Source organism: Corallococcus macrosporus DSM 14697, assembly GCF_002305895.1.
Classification (GTDB): domain Bacteria; phylum Myxococcota; class Myxococcia; order Myxococcales; family Myxococcaceae; genus Myxococcus; species Myxococcus macrosporus.
In genome coordinates, this window is the sequence record NZ_CP022203.1 from 1,083,342 (window position 1) to 1,100,590 (window position 17,249).

At 74.2% G+C, this 17,249-nt stretch carries 14 protein-coding genes; 9 read left to right on the forward strand and 5 right to left on the reverse strand.

Features of this window, described 5'->3' with window-relative positions:
* Window position 1: 1 nt before the first annotated feature.
* The 8 genes from MYMAC_RS04630 (at window position 2) to MYMAC_RS04665 (ending at window position 6,759) form a co-directional block, all read left to right on the forward strand.
* Window positions 2–1,459 carry a phytoene desaturase family protein gene (locus tag MYMAC_RS04630; protein ID WP_095957200.1) on the forward strand — a complete coding sequence of 486 codons (1,458 nt, stop codon included), beginning with the start codon at window positions 2–4 and terminating at the stop codon, window positions 1,457–1,459.
* Window positions 1,456–2,382, forward strand: coding sequence for a carotenoid 1,2-hydratase (locus MYMAC_RS04635; protein ID WP_095957201.1), 927 nt, complete (start codon window positions 1,456–1,458; stop codon window positions 2,380–2,382). Before MYMAC_RS04630 ends, MYMAC_RS04635 begins: the two co-directional genes overlap by 4 nt.
* A gap of 70 nt (window positions 2,383–2,452) precedes the next feature.
* Entirely contained in the window at window positions 2,453–3,577 is a 1,125-nt protein-coding gene (locus MYMAC_RS04640; protein WP_095957202.1) for a glycosyltransferase family 2 protein, read from the forward strand.
* A complete protein-coding gene (locus MYMAC_RS04645; protein ID WP_095957203.1) occupies window positions 3,574–3,960 on the forward strand; it encodes a lycopene cyclase domain-containing protein in 387 nt (128 codons plus the stop codon). Before MYMAC_RS04640 ends, MYMAC_RS04645 begins: the two co-directional genes overlap by 4 nt.
* The gene (locus MYMAC_RS04650; protein ID WP_013935933.1) at window positions 3,957–4,307 is read left to right on the forward strand and encodes a lycopene cyclase domain-containing protein; all 351 of its coding nucleotides are present in this window, start codon (window positions 3,957–3,959) and stop codon (window positions 4,305–4,307) included. Before MYMAC_RS04645 ends, MYMAC_RS04650 begins: the two co-directional genes overlap by 4 nt.
* Entirely contained in the window at window positions 4,304–4,981 is a 678-nt protein-coding gene (locus MYMAC_RS04655) for a lysophospholipid acyltransferase family protein (protein WP_095957204.1), read from the forward strand. The genes MYMAC_RS04650 and MYMAC_RS04655 overlap by 4 nt, the downstream gene beginning before the upstream one ends.
* The gene (locus tag MYMAC_RS04660; protein WP_095957205.1) at window positions 4,978–5,844 is read left to right on the forward strand and encodes a MerR family transcriptional regulator; all 867 of its coding nucleotides are present in this window, start codon (window positions 4,978–4,980) and stop codon (window positions 5,842–5,844) included. Before MYMAC_RS04655 ends, MYMAC_RS04660 begins: the two co-directional genes overlap by 4 nt.
* A gap of 15 nt (window positions 5,845–5,859) precedes the next feature.
* A complete protein-coding gene (locus MYMAC_RS04665) occupies window positions 5,860–6,759 on the forward strand; it encodes a MerR family transcriptional regulator (RefSeq protein WP_095957206.1) in 900 nt (299 codons plus the stop codon).
* A gap of 1 nt (window position 6,760) precedes the next feature.
* Here the strand turns inward: MYMAC_RS04665 and MYMAC_RS04670 are convergent, their stop codons facing one another.
* The 5 genes from MYMAC_RS04670 to MYMAC_RS04690 all read right to left on the reverse strand — a co-directional run bounded on the left by MYMAC_RS04670 (window position 6,761) and on the right by MYMAC_RS04690 (window position 15,523).
* Window positions 6,761–8,200 (reverse strand): ADYC domain-containing protein, encoded by a 1,440-nt coding sequence (locus MYMAC_RS04670; protein ID WP_095957207.1) that lies wholly within the window; start codon window positions 8,198–8,200, stop codon window positions 6,761–6,763.
* A gap of 168 nt (window positions 8,201–8,368) precedes the next feature.
* A complete protein-coding gene (locus MYMAC_RS04675) occupies window positions 8,369–12,397 on the reverse strand; it encodes an nSTAND1 domain-containing NTPase (protein ID WP_095957208.1) in 4,029 nt (1,342 codons plus the stop codon).
* A complete protein-coding gene (locus MYMAC_RS04680; RefSeq protein ID WP_095957209.1) occupies window positions 12,394–14,142 on the reverse strand; it encodes a sigma 54-interacting transcriptional regulator in 1,749 nt (582 codons plus the stop codon). The genes MYMAC_RS04675 and MYMAC_RS04680 overlap by 4 nt, the downstream gene beginning before the upstream one ends.
* 182 nt (window positions 14,143–14,324) lie before the next feature.
* Window positions 14,325–15,005, reverse strand: a complete 681-nt coding sequence (locus MYMAC_RS04685; RefSeq protein ID WP_095957210.1) for a hypothetical protein — start codon at window positions 15,003–15,005, stop codon at window positions 14,325–14,327.
* Between the two features lie 5 nt (window positions 15,006–15,010).
* Window positions 15,011–15,523 carry a hypothetical protein gene (locus MYMAC_RS04690; protein ID WP_013935925.1) on the reverse strand — a complete coding sequence of 171 codons (513 nt, stop codon included), beginning with the start codon at window positions 15,521–15,523 and terminating at the stop codon, window positions 15,011–15,013.
* Between the two features lie 405 nt (window positions 15,524–15,928).
* On the opposite strand from MYMAC_RS04690, the gene MYMAC_RS04695 reads away from it, so the two are divergent.
* Entirely contained in the window at window positions 15,929–17,206 is a 1,278-nt protein-coding gene (locus tag MYMAC_RS04695) for an amino acid permease (RefSeq protein ID WP_095961470.1), read from the forward strand.
* The last annotated feature ends 43 nt before the right edge of the window (window positions 17,207–17,249 follow it).

Below are 17,249 nucleotides of genomic sequence, written 5' to 3' on the forward strand. Positions count from 1 at the left end.
CATGAAGCGCACCCGTGTCGCGGTGGTGGGCGGTGGCATCGGCGGGCTGACGGCCGCCGGACTGCTGGCGAAGGAAGGCCACGAGGTGACGCTGTTCGAGCGGGGCGCCTCGCTGGGCGGCAAGGCCCAGGCCGTCACGGTGAAGGGCCTCACCCTGGACACCGGGCCCACGTTGCTGACGCTGCCGCACCTGGTGCGCGGCACCTTCCAGCAGCTCGACGCCGAGGACCTGCTGCCGCGCTTCACGGAGCTGGAGCCGCAGTGCGCCTACCGCTTCGAGGACGGGTGCGAATTCACGGCCTACAAGGACGTGGAGCGAATGGCGCAGAGCGCGGCGGGCGTCCGCGCCGGCGAGCGCGACGGCATCCGGAGCTTCTACACGGAGGCCGCGGCCATCTGGCGCGCGGCGGGCGAGCCGTACCTGGAGGCCCCCTTCGAGGGCCTGGCCGGCTTCATGGCGCGCGTGGCGAAGCGCGGCGTGGGCGCCGTCCTGGCGGGGATGCGGATGGGCACGCTGCACGAGCTGGCGGCGCGGCACTTCAAGACGGACCACCTGCGGCAGTACGTGGGCCGCTTCGCCACGTACACGGGCGCGTCGCCCTACGCGGCCAGCGCGGCCTTCGCGCTGATTCCGCACATCGAGCATGCCTATGGCGTGCACCACGTCCACGGCGGCATCGGCGCGCTGGTGGACGCGCTGGGACAGGCCGCGCGCCGGCTGGGCGTGCGCATCCTCCTGGACACGCGGGCGCGCTTCGAGCGCACGCGCGAGGGCTACCAGGTGGGCCCGCACGAGGGCACGGAGCGCTTCGACAGCGTGGTGGTGAACGCGGACCCGCTGGAGCGGCTCTCACGCGCGGGCGAGCCCCTGGCGCTGTCCGGCTTCGTGCTGCTGCTGGAGGTGGAGGGCCGCCCCGCGCTGCCGCACCACACCGTCCTCTTCGGCGGCGACTACCGGCGCGAGTTCGACGAGCTGTTCAGCGGGCAGCTCGCGTCGGACCCGACGGTGTACTTCTGCAACCCCTCCGCCACCGACGACAGCATGGCGCCGCCTGGCCGCACCGGGTTGTTCGTCATGGTGAACGCGCCCGCGCTGCCCGTGGACGGGCGCGGCGCGGAGCAGGCCACGCGGGCCTGGGAGGCCAACGCGGAGCGCGTGAAGGCGCAGATGCTGGAGCGGCTGCTGCGGCACTACCCGGCGCTCAAGGGACGGGTGCGCGTCATCGGTCAGCGCTCGCCGGTGGACCTGGCCGCGCAGGGGGCGCCGGGTGGCTCCATCTACGGGTTCCTGCCGCACGGGAAGTTCGGCCCCTTCCGCCGTCCCCGCATCCGCGGCGACACGCCGGGCCTGTTCTTCGCGGGCGGGGGGACGCACCCAGGCGGCGGGGTGCCGCTGGTGATGCTGTCCGGCCGCTTCGCCGCGGAGCTGGCCTCGCGGCACCTCCGGAGGGACGCGTGATGCGCCTGGCGAATCTCCCCTCGCTGCCGGACGCGGCGGGCACCTACCGTTGGTTCTACGCGGACGTCACGGCAGGCCCGTACAGCGCGGTGTGCATCTTCATGCTCGGCTCGCTCTTCTCGCCCCGGTACTCGGTGGCGGCGCGGCGGGGCGGACGGCCGTTGGAGCACAGCGCGGTGAACTTCGCGCTGTACCACCAGGGCGTGCGGCGGCTGTGGGTCCTCAGTGAGTACGCGCGCGCGGAGCTGGAGTCGCCGGGCCGGCTGCGCATCGGCCGCTCCACGCTGTCCTACGAAGGGGACGGCACGGTGCGGATGGCCGTGGACGACTGGACGGCGCCGTGGGGCCGGCCCGTGCGCGCGGGGCTGACGCTGGAGCCGATGACGCCCATGGGCGAGGTGGTGCAGCTCATGCCGGGGCTGCCGCACTACTGGCAGGCGCTGGCGCCGCGCTCGCGGGCGCGGCTGGAGGTGTCCTCGCTGGGCATCGCCGCGAGCGGCCTGGGCTACCACGACACCAACCACGGTGGAGAGCTGCTGGGGGCGCGGTTGTCGGGGTGGCACTGGGCCCGCACGCACCGCGAGGACGAGACGGTGGTGGACTACCACCTGCCCGAGGGCGTCGCGCCGCTGCGGGTGGTGGCGGGCGCGCGCGGCGTGCGCTGTGAGCGGGGGCCGGCCCTGGTGGAGGCGCGGCCCACCAACATCACCGGCTGGGGCCTGCGCGTGCCGTCGCGGCTGCACGCGGGCAACGTGGTGGTGGGGCAGCCGAGGCTGCTGGAGTCGTCGCCCTTCTACGCGCGGCTGGAGGCGCGCAAGGGGCCGCTGGACTCGCTGGGCGAGGTGGCGGACTTCCGCCGCTTCCATTCACCCTTCATCCGCTGGATGGCGCACTTCCGCACGCGCATGGGACGGGCGGCATGAACGCCCACCGCGTCCCTCTACCCTGCATCGGCCGCATGGCGCGCGTCCGCGCGGACAGGGGAGGGGCGGCATGAGCGCGCTCGTCCTCGCCTCCCTGGTGTGGTGCGCGGTGGCCACGGGCTTCAGCGCGGTGGCGTGCGTGCGTCTGTCGCGCTCGCGGGCTGGCGCCGCTCCCCGGTCCGGCGCGTTGCCCCCGGTGCTGCTGCTGCGCCCGGTGGACGCGCCCACGCCTCGGGAGTTGGTGAACCTGGCGCACCCTGTCGACTACGCCGGGCCACTGGAGCAGGTGGTGGTGTCACCCTACCGGCCGCGGCTCGCGCCGGGCGTTCGCTGGCTCCCGAGCGACCCGCTGACGCCCAACCGGAAGGTGGGGCACCTGCTGTACGCGCTGGATGTGCTGCCCGCGGGCGACCGCGTGGTGCTGTCGGTGGACGCGGACGTGGCGGTGACGGGCGCGCTGGTGGAAGGCCTGGCCGTGCCGGTGGCCGCGGGCGTGGCGCTGAGCACCGCGGCCCCGCTGCCGGTGGGCCCCCGGGACGGCGCGAGCCGGGCCATGGCGGGCCTCCTCCGCTACACGCATCACAGCTTCCAGGCCCTGGACGCGATGAGCGCGGGCGCCAAGGCGGTGTGTGGCAAGGCCCTGGGCCTGTCGCCCGTGGCCGTGGAGTCGCTGCGCCCGCTGGCGGACCACATTGGAGAGGACCTGGAGTTGGCCAAGCGCCTCCACGCGCGGGGGCTGGACGTGGTGCTGAGCGCCGCCCCGGCGGTGGTGCCCCTGGACGCCGAGGTGCCCTGGTCCGCGCCCATCGCGCGCTTCACGCGCTGGATGCAGGTGCTGGCCAGCCACCGGCCCACGCTGTACCCCACGGTGCCGTTGCTCTTCACGCCGACCCTGCCGCTGACGGTGCTCGCCGCGGCGCTGGGCTCGCCCGTGCTGGCGGCGGCGGTGCTGGGGCTGGTGGCCGTCCGCACCACGCTGTCCCTGCGGCTGGCCGGGCTCCACGCGCCGGCCGCGGACGCGGGGCGGACCTACGCGGTGACGGACTGGCTCCTGGGCGAGGCGTTGTTGCTGGCGGCCTTCGCGCGCTCGCTCTGGCGGCAGGGCACGGTGACATGGCGAGGGCAGACCTATGCGTTGCGGCCCGGGGGCCGCATGGTACGGGTGGCCCCCGAGCTGAGTGGAGGACCGGGATGACATACGCGCGATTCCTCGGGCTGTTCGTGGTGGTGCCCATTCTCTTCCTGGCGTGGCGCTACCGCCGCACCTTCACCGCGAGGAGCCTGGCGCCCATGGGGCTGTTGCTCATCGTCGTGTACGCGGCGACGTCGCCCTGGGACAACCTGGCGGTGAAGTGGGGCCTGTGGGGCTTCGACCCCGAGCTCATCTGGGGCATCAAGCTGGGGTACCTGCCGCTGGAGGAGTACCTCTTCTTCGGCCTCCAGACGCTGCTGGTGGGGCTGTGGGCCCGGGCCCGGCTGGCGCGCGCGCTGGCGAAGGACACCCGGACCTCCAAGGCCGTGCCGGACGCGAGCGCGTCGCGGGACGGCGCGCTCACGGCCCCGGAGGTGGCGCCATGATGGAGACGAAGTGGGCCTACCTCATCCACCTGCTGGCCTGGACGCTGCCGGTCATCGCCTTCCAACTGGTGGTGCTGGTGCGCCACTACAAGGAGCGCTCCGGCGCGGTGCTCAAGGCGGTGCTGCCGCCGGCCCTCATCGTGGGGCTGTACCTGGGCATCGCGGACCACCTGGCCATCTCCACCGGCATCTGGAACTTCGGTGAGGGCAAGCACCTGGGCGTGTACCTGGGCGTGGTGCCGCTGGAGGAGGTGCTCTTCTTCCTGATTACCAGCGTGCTGGTGTCGCTGGGGCTGGCGCTGTTCACCGCGTTGGTGGCGCTGCTGGGGGAGGCCCGGGCGTCGTGATTCACGCGGCGAAAGGCGGTCCGTTGGGCTGGGCGTGGGACCGGTACATCGGGTGGAAGTTCCGCTCCGCGTTCCGGGGGCTGTGGGTGCGCGGGACGCTGCCGCCGGGAGGCCCGGGGCGGCTGGTGTACCTGAACCACTCCAACTGGTGGGACGGCTTCGTCCTCAACCAGCTCTGCCAGGCGGCGGGCTGGGACGGCTACTGCCTCATGGAAGAGGAGAACCTGCGCCGCTACCGCTTCCTCACGCGCATCGGCGCCTTCAGCGTCCGGCGCAAGGACGCGGCGTCCTCGGTGGCGTCGCTGCGCTACGCGAAGGCGCTGCTCCGCCGTCCGCGCGCCGTGGTGTTCGTCTTCCCCGAGGGCGAGCACCGCCCCTTCGGCGTGCTCCCGCTGCGCCTGGAGCGGGGCGTGGAGCTGCTGGCGCGGGTGTCGAAGGTGGAGTGCCTGCCCATCGCGGTGCGCTACGGCTTCTTCGAGCACGAGCGTCCGGACGTGCTGCTGGAGGTGGGCGCTCCGCACCCGCCCGGTGACATGTCCGTCTTCCAGGACGGGCTGGAGACGGTGGTGCGCCGGCTGGCGGCGGTGACGTCCCTGGAGGGCTTCACGCGCCGGGTGTCAGGGGCGCGGGGCGTGGCGGAGCGCTGGGACGCGGCCCGGGGGCTGGCGTCATGACGCTGCGCATCCGCACCATCGCGCGCCTGACGGGCATCCGCGAGGCGACGCTGCGGGCCTGGGAGCGGCGCTACGGCTTCCCGCGCCCGCTGCGCAGCGAAGGCAACAACTACCGCGTCTACTCCCGCGAGGAGGTGGAGGCCGTCCGCCGGGTGGCCCGGCTCATCCAGGAGGAGGGCCTGTCGGTGAGCGAGGCCATCGCGCAGGTGAAGGCCACGCCGCCGCGTGAGCAGCCGGAGGCCGAGCGCCTGGGGGAGCGCTTCTGGTCCGCCGTGGTGACGCTGGAGGGCGACGAGGTGACGCGCGTGCTGGACGACGCGCAGACCGTCATGGAGGTGGAGGTCTACTGCGACGGCTTCCTGCTGCCGCTGCTGCGGGAGATGGGCGTCCGGCTGGACGTCGCGCGCGAGCACCTGGCGTCGGCCCTCGTCCGCCAGCGCCTGCGGCAGGTCTACGATGGCCTGGCCACCACGGCGGCCGGGCCCCGCGCCCTGCTGGCCTGCCCGGCGGGGGACCACCACGAAGGCGGCCTGCTGGCGCTGGGCATCCACCTCAAGCGCAAGGGGTGGCGGGTGACGCTCCTGGGCGCGGACACGCCGGCGGCGGCGCTGCAGGGGGCCTGCGCCCAGGTGCGGCCGGACGTGGTGGCGCTGTCCTTCGTGCGCACCCGCGCGCCGGAGGAGTTCGCGGCCGTGCTGGAGGACGCGCTGCGGGCCTGTGCGCCCTTTCCCGTCGTCGTCGGCGGCCTGGGGGCCCGCGAGCACCTGAAGGCCACCTTCTCGCTCGGCGCGCAGTACGCGGAGTCGTCGGATGAGCTGGTGGCCATCTGGAACCAGGTGCGAAACGCGCAGAATCGCCCATAGTCTCGCCGGAGCGACATGGCCGAGCGCACCTACCGAATCCACATCGCCGCGGAGCTGGCTGGAGTCCGCGTGGAGCTCATCCGGGCCTGGGAGCGGCGTTACGGCGTGTTGAACCCGCGCCGCACGCCCGCGGGCTACCGCGTCTACACGGACCGGGACGTGGCGGTGCTCAAGCAGCTCAAGAAGCTGACCGACGAAGGCGTGGCCATCAGCGAGGCGGCGAAGCTGCTGCCGCAGTTGATGGCGGGCCTGGACGCGGAGGCCGCCGCGCGGGGGGGCCGCCCGGACGCGCGGACCCACGCGGGGACGTGGCGGGAGTCCCTGCTCGCCGCCGCCCGGGCGTATGACCAGCCGCGCGTGTCGGACGTGCTGGACGAGGTGCTGGCCGCGCTGCCCCCGCTCAAGGCCTTCGATGACGTGCTGGCGCCGCTCCTGTGTGACGTCGGCGAGCACTGGGCGGCGGGCGCGCTGACCGTCGCGCAGGAGCACCTGGTGTCGCAGATGGTGCGGGCGCGGCTGGTGGGCCTGCTGCACGCGGCGCCCCAGGGCCGGCACCGGCACGGCGTGCTGGCGTGCTTCCCGGAAGAGGAGCACGAGATGGGCCTGCTGGGCGCGGCGCTGCGGCTGCGGCACCTGGGCGTGCGGGTGACGCTGCTGGGCCAGCGCGTCCCCGCGGAGGACCTGGGCCGCGCGGTGGCGGCGCTGCGGCCGGACTTCGTGGGGCTGTCCGCGGTGGCCAGCCGGAGCGCCACGGCTTTCGAGGACACCCTGACGCGCGTGAAGCAGGCGCTGCCCCAGGGGATGCCCCTCTGGGTGGGCGGCGCCGCCGCGCGCTCGCACCAGGACGTGTGCGAGCGGCTGTCGGCGCACGTCTTCCAGGGCGAGGCGGACTGGGACCGGCTCGCCGGAGCGTGAGTCAGGGCACGTTGATGGCGGAGTTGTTGAAGACGCGGCTGCCGTAGTGCTGCGCCGCCTCCTCCGCGTTGTCACAAATCTCCGCGCACTTGCCCGGGCCGTAGGGCGTGTTCGGGTCGCGGCAGTCATTCACGATGTTGCCCTGCTCATCGTAGATGGGCGGATTGAGCGGGACGCAGGACGCCGTCAGGTGCTTCCAGCGCAGGTGGCTGAGGCACGCGGGGCCCGCGGTGTTCCAGCCCGCCTCGAAGCTCAAGCCGTCCGAGCTGGAGCCCGGCGCGGGCGGGGGGATGATCTCCGGCGTCAGGGCGTCCCAGGGACGGATGCGCGTGCCGTCCTGGGTGAAGGACGTGCCCTGGCCGCAGTAGTCCGCGCGCGCCATGCGGGTGCAGGACCAGTGGGCCCTGGTGACGGGGCCGGACGTCGCGCCGTCCAGCCACGGTTGGTAGCCCCAGCGGTAGCACTTGGCGATGACGCCCGCGTCGCAGCCCAGCGTGAAGCCCCGGGTGCTCTCCTGCCGGTCACCTCGCTCGGTGAAGAGGCCCTTCACCGGCACGGCCCAGTTCACGCCCAGGGTGCACAGCGGCGCGGGCGACGGGCTGCTGGAGACGTGGTGCACCTGGTAGAGGAAGGTGTGCCCGCTCGGCTCCCACATGCCGGAGCCCTCGGGGGCGGGGAACGCGTTCGCGTGGGTGACGTCCGTGATTTCCAGCAGCGGGGGCCCTCCGGACGGCTGACGCAGCCGCGCGCCAATCAGGTCCTCGCCGCGGAGGACCTTGCGCGTCGCGGGGTAGGCGCCGGCCCGGCTCGTCAACTGCATCTGCCAGGCGGCGCCAGGCGTCCGCGGTCCGGCGAGCGCGGTGTAGACGCCGCTGGCGGGGCAGGTGAAGCGGACGCTGGGGCAGTCATTGAGGGTGACGTCGCTGTTGGCGGAGGCGAGGTAGCCCCGCGCCTGGTGCTCACACGGGGCCTCGCCCTCGCAGACGCGCAACACCGGCTTGCCCATGCACCGCTCCCGGAGCGCGCCGCCGCTGCTTCCCTCCAATGAGACGAGGCTGCCCGGCGAACACACGCCCTGTCCATTCACGGTGAAGCCACAGCCTCGCGTCTCGTCTTCAGCCGCCCCCGGCCCGCAGCGCGCCAGGCTCGGCGTGGTGCCGTGCACGGACAGGGGCATGGCGGCCACGATTTCTCCGCGATTCAGCGCCAGGTTGGCGACCCGGAGCGCGCCGTCATGCTGCACGAGGGCCTCCGCGTACAGCACGGCGCGCACGGGCGTGGCGTGGAGCTGGGTGCCCTGGGAGTGGGAGTCGGGGTCGTCCTCGTCTCCCCTGAAGGACTGCTGCGTCAATGCCGCAGCCGCCTCGTCCAGGGGCGGCGCGCAGGCGGAGAGCAGGGTGATGGCGAGGCAGGATGGGAGCAGTCGGAGGCGGAGCTTCATGTGAGGCACCTCGGTCGTTGTGGGGTGCTGCGTGGCAGAGCATCCGCCATGCCAGCTCCGCGCTCCTGGCAGGACTTGCCGGCACCCCTGGCTGGACAGGCAAGGCGAGCCGGAATGGACGGCAAGGATTGCCAGGGGAGCGGCAAGGATTGCCGGCCGAGCCCTCGCTCAGGGCCGGGGCGTGGCGCAGACGCGGAAGCCGGTGAGGGCCTCCCGCTGTGTCCGCTCCACGCGGTCCCGGTTGGCGGCGTGGGCCGTCAGGTCGCTCTGGTACCAGCTCCCGCCCTGGGCGGACGGCTTCTCCGGGTCCACGTTGGAGCGCGTCCACTCCCACACGTTGCCCGCCAGGTCGTCCACGCCGAAGGGGCTCCGCGAGCGCGGGTGGCTGCCCACTTCGTCGGGGCCGAAGCCCCAGGGCTCCCGGCCATAGGTGACGTCATGGTTGGCGTCGTCTGGCGCCAGCCAGTCGCCTGAAGGGTAGCGGCGCCCGTCCGCGCCCCGGGCGGCGCGCTCCCACTCCCGCTCCGTGCACATGCGCGCGCCTGGCACCTGCCCGGTGCGGTCCAGCCAGGCCACGTAGGCCAGGGCATCGTCGAAGGACACGGCGGACACGGGGAAGCGCAGCCAGTCCTGCTCCTGCCGGCGGTCCCGCTTGCCGTAGCGCAGCAGCTCGCCGTCCCTCACGCTGTAGCTGGCGGACGCGGGGCGCAGGGTGAGCCGCCAGCGGCCATCCGGCTCCCGCGCCAGGTCCACCACGGTGATGCGGCGCCGCGAGCCCGGCATCCTCGCGGCGCGCTCCTCGGGGGGCAGCGTCTCCAGGAAGGCGATGTACTGCGCGAACGTCACCTCGTGCCGCGCGATGAGATATGCGCCCGTCTCCACGGGGTGCAGCGGCGGCGCGAAGAAGAAGGCACGGCGCAGGTACTCGCTCTCCGAGGCGCCCTGGAGGAAGCGGCCGGCGGGGATGTGCACGAAGCCTGCTGGGACGGACTCCGTGGCGGGCAGTGGCACCTCCAGCGCCAGTCGCTCCCCCGAGGCCAACAGCACGGGGACGCGCACCGGGAACCGGCCTGGCGCTTCGATGACCAGCAGGTGTGAGCCCGCGGGCAGCGCCACTTCATGGAGCGGCGTCTGTCCCAGCTCTCTTCCCGGGAGGGGCTCTCCCTCCGGCGTGGGCTCCAGCAGCCGCACGCGAGCGCCCGCGGGCTCGCTGGTGAGGCTCACCAGCGCCGGTGCCGTCAGGCCCTGGCGCAGCTCGCCCATGGCGTCGTGGACCGCGAGCCGTGCGAGCCACTGCGCGCGCTGCTCGGGTTGGCGCTCCTGCTCGGCCAGCTCCACGCGCGTCACCAGCAGGTTGGCCATGAGCGGGCTCACCCGAGGGTTTCCGGGGGCCAGTCCCCAGGCGGCCTCCAGCTCCGACATGGCACGCAAGAGGGTCTCCTCCACCGCCTGTCTGGCCTGCCGCGCTTGCGTCCACACGGCCTCGGCCGCTTGACGGTTCCGCGGCCCTGGCGTGTCGAACAGGGTGAAGGCCTGGAAGCGCAGGTGCCCGAGCTGACCGAGGTGTCCCTCCAGCGCGGCCTGCTGCGCCCGGGCTTCGTCCAGGTGGCGGTTGATGCGGGCGTCCAACTGCGCCTGGGCCTGCACGCGGGTGACGCCCACCACGCCTCCCAGCACCAGCGGCACCAGCGCCACGGCCAGCCAGCGGGTGAGGCGTTGCCGGCGCGCGGCCGCCCTGGAGCGGGCGAGGAAGTCTCGCTCGCGGGCGCCATCGACGTGAGAGAGGCCCGCGGCCCGGACGACCTGGAGCTGCCGGGTGCCGTAGAGCAGCTCGGCGGGGCGTCCCAGCCGCGCCCACTCCGCGGCGGCGCGCTCCAGGCGCAGGCGCACGGCGCGGCGCTGTTCGTCCCGTCCCAGCCACCCGCGCAGCGTGTCCCAACCGGTGACGAGGCTCTCATGGGCCAGCGTGTAGACGCCGTCGCCGTCCTCGGCCTCGCCCGCGGTGAGCAGCCGGCCGCGCACCAGGCCGTCGAGCACCTCGCGCCCGGTGTCATCGCCGGGGCCGCGCAGCAGCTCCTCCCGCGTGCGGCGCAGGCGGGTGCCCTCGGGCGTCACCAGCTCCAGGAGCAGCTCCCGGGCGCGAGGCCGTTGCTCGGGCCGGAGCCGGGCGACCACCGCGTCCGCGTGACGGGCCAGCGCGCCCTCCACGCCACCCAGGGCTTCCAGTGCGGCGGCGGGGATGCGCTGCCGATGGACGTCCCGCGCCTCCCAGAGTGCCTCCAGCGCGAACTGGAGCAGGGGCAGGCCTCCTTCCGCGCGGGCGGCGGAGGCGACCAGGGCGTCCACCATGGCGGGCGTCTCGAAGCGCAGGCCCTGCATGCGCAGCGGGCCTTCCACGGCTTCGCGCAGCCCGTGCGCGGAGAGGGCGCGCAGCAGGTGGAGCGCGCGGGGCACTTCGTCACCCAGGCCCGGGAGGGCCACCAGCCGCGTGAGGCAGTCGCTGCGCGCGGTGGCGAGGAGGCGGACGCGGGGCGCGCGGCGCGGCACCAGGGCCAGCTCCTCGGCGAGCCGGGCCGCCTGCGCGGGTTCGGAGAAGGTGACCAGCTCCTCGAGCTGGTCGATGAAGAGCAGCAGCGGCGCGGCGTCCGCGGGGCGGCGGCGCAGGGCGCGGGCCAGGACGCCGGGCTCCTCGGTGGCGAGGCGCCCGCCCAAGGACTCCGCGCTCTCTCCGACGAGGGGGGCCAGGAGCTCCACCCAGGTGTCCAGCGGCCGTCGTCCGGGGGGGCCGGAGAGGACTGTCCACGCGGGCCCGCCGTCCTCCAACCCGCCCTGGCTGACGGCGGGGAGCACGCCCGCGCGGCACAGCGAGGACTTGCCCACGCCGGAGTCGCCCGCCACCAGGACGAAGGTGTCGCCGCGCAGCCGGTCCAGGACTTCCCGCAGCGCGGGCTCACGGCCGAAGAAGACGCTCCGGTGCGCGGCATCGAAGGCGCGCAGGCCCAGGTAGGGATTGCCGGAGGGGAGGGCGCTGGCGCGTGTGGGGGTGCTCAGCGCTTCGAGGGCTTCCCGAAGCGCGTCGCCGGATTCGTAGCGCCGGGCCGGGTCCGCGGCGAGGCAGCGGTCCACGATGGCGGCGAGGGCGGGCGAGACACCCGGTGCGCGCTCGGCGAGGGGCGGAGGGGGCTGCGCCTGGACGGCGGCGCCGAGCAGCTCCAGCGGGACGCCGTCATGGGGCGCACGGCCCGCGCACAGCTCGTAGAGGAGGACTCCGAGCGCGTAGACGTCGCTGGCCCGGCTGGCGGGCTCACCGCGCCACAGCTCGGGCGCGAGGTAGAGCGGCGTTCCCGGGACGAGGTCGTGGCGAGCCTCGTTGGAGCCGGGCGGGGCGAAGTCACCGGGACCGGTGTCGGGCACGCCCGCGCCGTCTCGCAGGCGCGGGTTGGGCTCCTGTGTGGCGGTGCCGGGCGCTGCCGCGGCGGCTTGTCGTCCCCGCGTGCCGGCGTCAGGCCGGAGGTCGTCGGGCCCTCCAGCGCCGCCGCCGGGCCTCCGGGCGCTGTGCGTCAGCGGGCCGTCGTGTGGCCCGGTGTCTGGGGCGCTGGGGCCAGGGAGCGGCCGCGTGTCGGTGAGCGGCCGGGGCCCGGCGGGCTTCGCTCCCGGCACGGGCGGGGCGCCCGCGGCCAGGGCGGAGCGCTCCACCTCCGCGAGGGCGGCCTCCGCGAGCCCGAAGTCGAGCAGCTTCACCTCGCCGTCCTCGGAGAGGATGGCGTTGGCGGGCTTGATGTCCCGGTGGAGGATGCCGCGCCGGTGCGCCGCGGCCAGCCCCCTGGCGAGCCCGCGCCCCAACTGGAGCGCCAGCCGCGCGTCCACGGGCCGCTGCAGCCGGTCCAGCGGCTCACCCTGGATGAACTCGGACACCAGGTAGGGCTGTCCGCGCACCTCACCGACGCGGTGGATGGCCACCACGTTGGGATGCTGGAGCCGGGCGACGGCGCGAGCCTCCTGGAAGAAGCGCGCGCGTGCCGCCGCGTCGGGCAGCCGCCCCATCGCCGTGGCGATGAACTTCACCGCCACCCGGCGGTCCAGCAGCGTGTCCTGCGCCAGGAACACCTGGCCCATGGCGCCGTGCCCCAGGGGGTGCAGCAGCCGGTACTCCTCGAACTCCGAGGGGGGCTCCAGTCGCCCGGAGGGGGATTTCATCCGAAGGGCGGCCCTTTGCGAGACGCGCGGGGGTTCAGGCCGAGCTGCTTCAGCTTGAACGAGAAGGTCCGGATGGGCATGCCAATCATCGCCGCCGCGCGCGTCTGGACGCCCTCTGCCTCATCGAGCGCCTCCTGCATGCGGCGGCGCTCCAGCTCGCGAAGCTCCTGCGCCAGGGGGACGCGCGCCTTCGGGGGCGCCACGCGCTCGGCCTCCATGGGAGGCGGCACCGCGTCCTGTTCGAGCACCGGCACAGGCGTGCCCGCGCCACGCTGCTGCATCCGCGCGGGCAGGTGGTGCGGCTCCACCACGTTCTCCGGCACGGCGGCCGCCGCGTAGTCCATCAGGTTGCGCAGCTCGCGCACGTTGCCGGGCCACGCGTGGCGGGACAGGGCATACAGCGTGCTCGCGGACAGCTCCAGCTCCTCTCGGCCCAGGGCCTGGCACGCCCGGGCCAGGAAATCGCGCGCCAGCAGCGGCACCTCGCGCGGGCGCTCCCGCAGCGGCGGCAGGAGCACCGTCGCCGCGCCGAGCCGGAAGTACAAATCCTCCCGGAAGCGCCCCGCTTCGACCTCCGCCTCCAGGTCGCGGTGCGTGGCGGCCACCACGCGCAGGTCGATGGGCCGCTCGCGCACGTCTCCCACGCGGGTGATGCGGCGCACCTCCAGCGCGCGCAGCAGCTTGGCCTGCGCGGAGGCGGGCAGCTCGCCCACCTCGTCCAGGAAGACGGTGCCGCCCTGGGCGCTCTCCAGCAGCCCCACGCGCGTGGTGTTGGCCCCGGTGAAGGCGCCGCGCTCGTGGCCGAACAACTCGCTCTCCACCAACCCCTCCGGCAGTGCCGCGCAGTTGATGGCGATGAAGGGCTTCTCCGAGCGGGGAGACCAATGGTGCACGGCGAAGGCGGCGTTCTCCTTGCCCACGCCCGTCTCCCCGCACACCAGCACGGGCAGCTCGCTGGCGGCCAGCCTGCGCAGCAGGCTGTAGAGCTGGGCCATGGCGGGGTCCGCGACCAGCACGGTGCGGTCCGCCAACGTCAGACGGGTGATGCTCTCGGCCGCGGGCGCCCAGGCGCCGGACACGGCGGTCCGGGCCGCGGCGCGCGCCGCCGCCACCAGGGACTCCGCGTCGCAGCCGTCCGAGGGGCAGGTCGCGATGCCCAGGCGCCCCTGGGGACACGCGGCCAGCAGCGCGCCGACGCGCTCGCCCAGCCCGTCCTCGCCTGGCTCTCCGGAGACCTCGGGCATCAGCCACAGCAGGTGCGAGCCATCCAGCCAGCCCGCGGCCTCCGCGGGGCCCGCCTCCGCCGCCAGCAGCGCCTCCACGGCCTCGCGCCCCGCGCAGCCCTGTTCTGGCAGCGCGAGCACCAGCGCGGTGAGCGGCCGGCCATAACGCAAGGCGCGGTCCGCCTCGTCACCCAGCCGCGACATCAGCCGCCCGGCCTGGAGCGGCGCGTGCGCGGGAGCGGCGCGTGCGCGCGTGCGCACCACCGCCACCACGGCGCCAAAGGACACCACGTCACCGGACAGCAGGGGCTGCGCGGTGTCCACCGGGCGGCCGTTGAGGGTGGTGCCGTTGTGGCTGCCCAGGTCCACCAGGCGCGCGCCTTCCTCCGTCAACACCAGCCGCGCGTGGCGGCGCGAAACACTGTCATCGCGCAGGCGCAGGTCCGCTTGCTCGTCGCGGCCCACCAGCACCACGCCTTCGGCTGGCAAGGAGAACCGCCACGTCGAATCCCCTTCCAACACCAGGAGATACGAGGCCCCGGCGTCAGACGATTCCGGCGCGGTTCCAAGAGGGCGCGTGTCGCGAGCGCTGGTCTGTGACGTGGCCATGTGGGAGCGGCGAATGCTGTCACGCCCACACTGGAGCGGGCAACCGGTGGCGTGGACAGCCGTGCGCCGGCCCGGGCTCCACACGTCCGGGCGGTTCATGGTCGCAGCGTCATTGGAAGCGCCTCACCCGCACGCGATAGGTAGATGCGCGAGGCCCACCGGCCATCCCCGTCCGCGGGCCGCATCACCGCCTGTCCCTGAAGGCCATTCACCGTCAGCAGGGAGGGCAGCAGCTCGGCGCGTGCCTCGGCCGCGTCGTGTTCCACCTCCAGCACACACAGCCGGGTGCGGCAGTCCACACGTGTCAGGCGTGAGCCCGCGAAGTCCGGGCCGCTGAACGCACGGGTGACGAGCGTCTCTGTCTGCCCCGCCCAGTCCCTGTCACGGGGCTCGGTATGGGCGACCGCCTGGAGCTCGGCTTCCAATTCCTGGCGCCGCTCCTCACGCGCGGCCTCGGAGGCGGCCAGCGTCGGCGCGGGGGGCGCCGTCCCTGTCAATCCAGGCGCGGCGCCCTCCGCGAGGACAGGCGCCGGCACGGGGCGCTCCACGGACGCCACGCGTTGCAGCAGGTGCCCTTGTCCCCGGCGCAGCGCGGCCAGCTCCGCGCGCAGCGCCCGCACCTCCGACGCCAGGTCCGCTGGGGACCCGGGCCGGACATCTCCGGTGACCGTGGGCGCGCGAGTGGTTGCTGGCGTGGCCCCCCACATGCTCCACCCACCCGCGGCGGCAACGGCTGCGATGGCCAGACCCAGGATTCCCCAACGGACCTGTCGCATGGCGGCTACTCCGAGACGACGAAGCTGGCGAGGACGGAGGAGTACGTGCTGGAGCCGCTGGTGTACTGCCCCGGCAGCACGCAGCGCAGGCTCACGTAGCCGTTGATGTTCGCGAACACGGACGGCACGCTGAGGGAGAAGGAGTTGTGGTTGGCCGTGTTCGCGCCCCAGTTGGAGCACGCCGCGGACGAGGCCAGGGTGCTGCCGTCCTTCTCGGCCACCGTCGCGGTGCAGCAGACGTTCTCCGACAGGTGCGGGTCCAGCGCGGTGACGTTGATGGACAGCGCCTCCGTGAAGGTGGGCGCCGTGACGTTGCGCTGGATGGGGCAGACGACCTCGATGGTGTTCGGCGTCTGGTTGATGAGGCGGCCACTGCGGTAGATGGTCGGGCTGCCAAACCCGGAGACGGACGTACAGAGCGAGCCCGAGTAGGTCGCGGTCCCCGCCAGGGCGGGCAGGGCGCTGAACATCGCGAGCGCGGCAACGGACTTCGACACGAACGAAAGCGACTTCTTCATGGGGCTCTTCCTGGCTTCACGTCCGTCGCGGCACCGCGTCATGCGGGCCCGCGGAGCGTGGCGAGCAGGGGAAGAGCAACCCGGATGCCAGCATCCACGCGGCGTCCGGGCCTGGAAATGCATGGCGGATGCGGCAGAGGTTGCCGCGCTCGCGCCGTTCCGGTGCGGCAAGCCTTGCCTGGCCCGGCAGGCCTTGCCGGGCCCACGGCGTGGGGGCGGGCGGCCTGCCCGGGCGCCATCTCCAGCCGCCGATGGCGCCCGGGCAGGCCGCCTGTCCCCACCAGCCAATGCCAGGGCATCTCATGCGGGGACCCGGCGGATTGGTGTCCGGTGCCCGTCTTGTAGTGGAGTACGCACGTGTCGGATTCCTCTTCCACCACCGCCGCCGCGTCCGCGTCGCGTCCGGTGGGGCCGTTCCAGCTCCTCGCGCTCGGCGTCAATGGCATTGTCGGTGTCGGCATCTTCTTCGCCCCGGCGGAGGTGGCCGCGCTGGCGCCCGGGGCCAGCGCGATTGTCGCCTTCGCCCTCACCGGGCTCGCGCTGATACCGGTGGCGCTGGCCTTCGCCGTGCTGGGCCGGCGTTTCGACGCGGACGGCGGGCCTGTCCTCTTCGCGCGCGCGGCCTTCGGCGAGCGGGCCTCCTTCCTGGTGGGGTGGGTGGCCTACGTCAGCGCGTTCCTCAGCACCGCCGCGGTGGTGGCGGGCCTGTCCCAGGCGGTGGCGCCCTCGCTGGGCCTGGAGGGCGCGCTGGGGCAGCGCGTGCTCGCCTCCGTGCTCGTCACGGCGCTGGCGGGCGTGGTGGCGTCGGGCATCCGCGTGTCGGCCGGCGCCTGGACGGCGCTCACCGTCTTCAAGCTGCTGCCGCTGGCCGCGTTGCTGGTGGCGTTCCTGGCGCTGGCGGGGCCGCCGCCCCCGGCGGCGGTGGCCGCGGGCCCGGCCGTGGACGCGTCGTGGCTGCGCGCGGGGCTGACGGTGATGTTCGCGTACCAGGGCTTCGAAATCGTCCCGGTCATCGCGGGGCAGGTGCGCTCATCCGCGCGCACGGTGCCCCTGGCCACGGTGGGCGCGCTGCTGCTGGCGGTGCTGCTGTACGTGGGCCTGGTGTGGGCCTGCGTGGCGGCGCTGCCAGACCTGGCCAGCGCGGCCACGCCGCTGGCCGCGGCGGCGGGCGTTTGGGGCGGGCCCGGGCTGGAGGGGTGGGTGCGCGCGGGCACCAGCGTGTCCGCGCTGGGCATCTGCCTGGGGATGATGGTGACGACGCCGCGCTACCTGTCCGCGCTGGCGTCGGGCGAGCACACGCTGCTGGGGCTGGACGGCATGTCGGCCGCGGGCGTGCCGGTGCGCGCGCTGGCCGTCACCTGGGGCCTGGTGCTGCTGTTCGTCAACCTGGGCGACCTGTCGGAGCTGTTCGCGCTCTCCAGCATCGCGGTGCTGATGCAGTACGGCGTCACCGCCGCCGCGCTGGCGGTCCTGGCCTGTCGGCGCGCGCGGGGCCTGCGTCCGCTGCATGCGCTGCTGGCGGTGCCCACGCTGGGGTTGGGCCTGACGCTGGTGGCCTTCGGCGCCAGCGCGCGTGAAGGCGTCACCACCGTGCTCACCACCGTCGCGGGGCTGGTGCTGCTGCGGCTGTCGCGCCCCCGCGCCGCCGAGCCGCCCGCCACGCTGCGCGGCGAGCCGCTCTGACGCAAGAAGCCGCCGCCTCCCAGGTCGCGGGAGGACGGCGGCT